At 67.8% G+C, this 3,695-nt stretch carries 4 protein-coding genes; 2 read left to right on the top strand and 2 right to left on the bottom strand.

Annotated elements, in window-relative coordinates:
* Together U9979_RS17505 and U9979_RS17500 are read left to right on the top strand one after the other, a co-directional pair.
* Positions 1-589, top strand: a 589-nt coding sequence (locus tag U9979_RS17505) for an ATP-binding cassette domain-containing protein (protein WP_322780234.1), incomplete at its 5' end; no start/stop codon positions are given.
* Positions 546-1,421: an ABC transporter permease gene (locus tag U9979_RS17500; protein WP_322780233.1), complete on the top strand. Its 876-nt coding sequence runs from the start codon at positions 546-548 to the stop codon at positions 1,419-1,421. The genes U9979_RS17505 and U9979_RS17500, both read left to right, overlap by 44 nt.
* A 34-nt stretch (positions 1,422-1,455) precedes the next feature.
* On the opposite strand, the gene U9979_RS17495 is transcribed toward U9979_RS17500, so the two are convergent.
* Positions 1,456-2,241 (bottom strand): SDR family oxidoreductase, encoded by a 786-nt coding sequence (locus U9979_RS17495; RefSeq protein WP_322780232.1) that lies wholly within the window; start codon positions 2,239-2,241, stop codon positions 1,456-1,458.
* Positions 2,242-2,341: 100 nt separating this feature from the next.
* On the bottom strand, positions 2,342-3,695 hold a 1,354-nt coding region (locus tag U9979_RS17490; RefSeq protein ID WP_322780231.1), incomplete at its 5' end, for a DEDD exonuclease domain-containing protein.

Below are 3,695 nucleotides of genomic sequence, written 5' to 3'. Positions count from 1 at the left end.
GATCCGAGCACGTCGTCTCATCGGCTACGTGCCGCAGATGCTCTCGGCCGACTCGGGGCTGACCGGACGGGAGAACGTGGCGCTGTTCGCGGGCCTGTTCGATGTGCCGCGGCGCCAGCGCCGGGCCCGGGTCAACGACGCCATGGCCGCGATGGGGCTGACCGAGGTCGCCGACCGGATGGCGCGGACCTACTCGGGCGGGATGGTGCGTCGTCTCGAGCTGGCTCAGGCACTGGTCAACGCACCGCGCCTGCTGATCCTCGACGAGCCGACCGTCGGGCTGGACCCGATCGCCCGCGACAGTGTGTGGGAACACGTCCAGGGTCTGCGGGCCGAGTACGCGATGGCAGTCCTGCTCACCACCCATTATATGGAGGAAGCGGACGTCCTGTGTGACCGGGTTGCGCTCATGCATGCCGGCCGGGTACGCGCCGTCGGTGTTCCGAGCGAGCTGAAGGCTGCGCTCGGCGCGCAGGCGAGCCTTGAGGACGTATTCCGCCAGCACACCGGTGGTGCATGTGAGCCCGGTGAGGAAGGAGCTTTCAATGGCGTCCAGCACATCCGCCGTGTCGCCAGCCGGGTTGGTTGAGCGCGGCGGCCTGCGGGGTTCTCCTGCCGGAACCGGCTTCGATCAGGACCTCGACGGACCCCTCGGCGCGGCGCGTCTGCTCGTCCGGCGGCTCGCGACACTGTCGCTGGTCGAACTGCAGAAGCTGCGTCACGACCGGGTGGAGCTTTACACCCGGGCCGTCCAGCCGGCACTGTGGTTGCTTGTTTTCGGGGTGACGTTCAACCGGATCCACGCCATTCCGACCGGGTCCGTGCCGTATCTTGACTACCTGGCGCCGGGGATTCTCGCCCAGTCCGCACTGTTCATCTCGATCTTCTACGGCATCCAGATCATCTGGGACCGGGACGCGGGCGTCCTAGCCAAACTCATGGTGACACCGACACCCCGCACGGCGCTGGTCACGGGTAAGGCATTCGCGGCCGGCGTGCGCGCGTTGATACAGGTGGTCGTCGTCCTACTGCTGGCAGCGGTGCTCGGCGTGGGGCTGACCGCCAATCCGTTGAAGATCTTTGGCGCGATGGTCGCGGTCGTGCTCGGTTCGGGGTTCTTCGCGTGCCTGTCGATCGTGATTGCCGGGCTGGTGCTCTCCCGGGACCGGCTGATGGGGATCGGCCAGGCAATCATGATGCCGATGTTCTTCGCGAGTAACGCCTTGTACCCGGTGGCGATCATGCCGACCTGGGTCCGTGTGGCCAGCTATCTCAACCCGTTGAGCTATCTTGTCGACGCGTTGCGCGGCCTGCTTATCGGCACAGACAGCCATCTCATGCTGGATTTCACCGTCCTCACGGGCTCCGCGGTGTTGACGATCCTCACCGCCAGCGCCCTGCTCGGCCGACTGGCGCGCTGATCAGGAAGGCAGAAGATGCCGGTTTGACTCTGAGTCAGAACAGGCTCTTGCTGTAGCCACCGTCCAGACGAATGGTCTCACCGGTCAGAAAAGCGGCCTGCTCGGAGCAAAGGAACGCGACGAGGGCTCCCATTTCGGCCGGACGTCCCCAGCGACGGACGGGGACCTCCTGCGCGTAGTACGCCTCGTCCTTGACGTTCTGGGATCTGAGGTAATCTTCCGCCAGCTCGCTTCGGAAGGGCCCGGTTGCCACGATATTGGCTGTAATGCCGTGTTCGCCGTACTCCTCGGCGAGCGTCTTCATCATTCCGGCGATGCCCACCCGCAGGTTGGCGAGCACCAGCGGATCGCGGTGGTGCGGGGTCTTGAGGCAGATCGACGCGATGTTGACCAGACGTCCCCAGCCTTTTTCCATCATGTTCGGAATGACTTCCCGGGTCAGGTAGACCTGGCTCATGATGAACTGGTCGTTGGTGCGCAGGAAATCCTCGTCCGAACAGTTGAGGAAGCCCCGTCCGTAGTCGTCGCCGGGTAGCGGGCCGGGTGGGTTCGTCACGAGGATGTCAGGTGCTCCGAAGGCACGTCGCGCTGCCTCGATGATTTCGAGGGCTCCTGCGGTGGTGGTCATGTCCGCGACCACGCCCAGCGCGCTGCCGCCCGTGCTTTCGATCTGCTCGGCGGTCGCCTCCACGATGTCGGGTTGACGACCCGTCAGGACGACCGCGGCACCCTCCTTCGCCAGCTCGACCGAGATCGCGCGACCGCATCCGCGACTACCGCCGGCGACGACGGCGACCTTGTCCTTCAGGCCCAGGTCCATGTGCTCTCCTCGATCGGATACTGGTCACAAGTGGTGCAAAAGTATGCCGATATGAGGCACGGGTCGAGGCGTTGGCCGAAATGTCCCTAATATATGCCTGTCAGCGGGCGTGTCCCAGCCGGAACACTTCCCGAGCGGCGCCGGTCGCGGGTGAGGCCCACTCGCCGTCCACGCTGACCAGACGTACACCGGGTCCGGACAGCCAGTGGTGGATGCGCTCGGTTTCCGCCGCGCTGGCGCACGGCGTGGGCCCGGGGCCCGGACGCACGGTCTCGGCGCTGGCCTGTGTCGCGGCGATCCAGGGACGCGGATCGGTGCGTGGCGGTGTGCTGGTCGCCGCGACCAGCCTGCCGTGGCGGATCACCGCGATGTCCCAACCGCCCTCGGGGGTCGGCGCTGCCGCCGTCATCTCGGCCACGCCGGCCAGCGCCGACAGCCGTTGCAGCCGCTGAGCGCCGTGCAGAAAGGCCAGCAGCCGGTCCCGCTCGACGGCGGCGTCCTCGAAGCGCTGCTGGGCGGCGAGGCTGTCGATGCGCGTCCGCGCGGCGGCAACGATCACGGACGGGTCGGTGGTCATGGCCCGACGGGCCGCCTCCACATGCCGGGCATAGTCCTGCAGGCTTTCCCGCCCGTCGCATGGTGCTCCGCACCGTCCCATATCCGCGAGAGCGCAGGCCGGCACCGACCGCCGTGGCGACAACCGGGCGGTGCACTGCCGCAGTGGAATCGCCGCGTGGATCGCGGCCGCGGCGAGATCGGCGGCGGCGGTACCTGAGAACGGGCCGAGATAGGTGCCGGCGTCGCGAACCGCCCGCACCCGGGCCAGCCGTGGAAACGGCTCGTCGGTGATCCGTAGGTAGACCGCCCGCTCCGGATGCCGCGACCGGCGGTTGTACGGGGGTTTGTGCTCGGCGATCAGTCTCAGCTCACGAACCTCGGCCTCCAGCGCATGCGCGCACGCGATCGCCTCCACCCGATCGGCCGCCGCCACCATCTCGGCCATCCGTGCCCGCGGCTCGCTCGCGGTGAAGTAGGAGCGGACCCGGGCGCGGACCGATCGTGAGGTCCCGATGTACAACGGCCGGCCGGCGCGATCGCGGAAGACATAGACCCCGGGACCGGTCGGCAGCCCGTCCGCCAGATGCCGCTTGCGCCGCTGTGCTGGGGAGACCTTCCGGGTGAAACCGTGGACGTCCTCCAGGGTGGTCACGCCGAGAGCGCCGAGCCGTTCGAACAGTCCGTGCAGGACGGCGACGGTCGCGCGTGCATCCGCGAGCGCCCGGTGACTCGGCTCGCTGTCGGCGCGGAAGAGGCGGGCCAGCGACGCCAGCTTGCAGTCCGGGCTTTCATCTTTGGTCACGATCTGGCGGGCGATGCGGACGGTGTCCAGATGTTCCCAGTCGGGGACCGGGTAGCGGCCGCGTGCGCACGCCGCCCGCAGAAAGCCGAGGTCG

Source organism: Protofrankia sp. Cas4 (genome assembly GCF_963555915.1).
Taxonomy (GTDB): Bacteria; Actinomycetota; Actinomycetes; order Frankiales; family Frankiaceae; genus Protofrankia.
Note: the sequence above shows the minus strand (reverse complement) of the source record. Positions and strands in the feature narration are given on the sequence as shown.

Bases quoted from the DNA above. Each gene is read 5' to 3' on its own strand.
- U9979_RS17500 (WP_322780233.1), top strand. From the start codon at position 546: ATGGCGTCCAGCACATCCGCCGTGTCGCCAGCCGGGTTGGTTGAGCGC.
- U9979_RS17495 (WP_322780232.1), bottom strand. From the start codon at position 2,241: ATGGACCTGGGCCTGAAGGACAAGGTCGCCGTCGTCGCCGGCGGTAGT.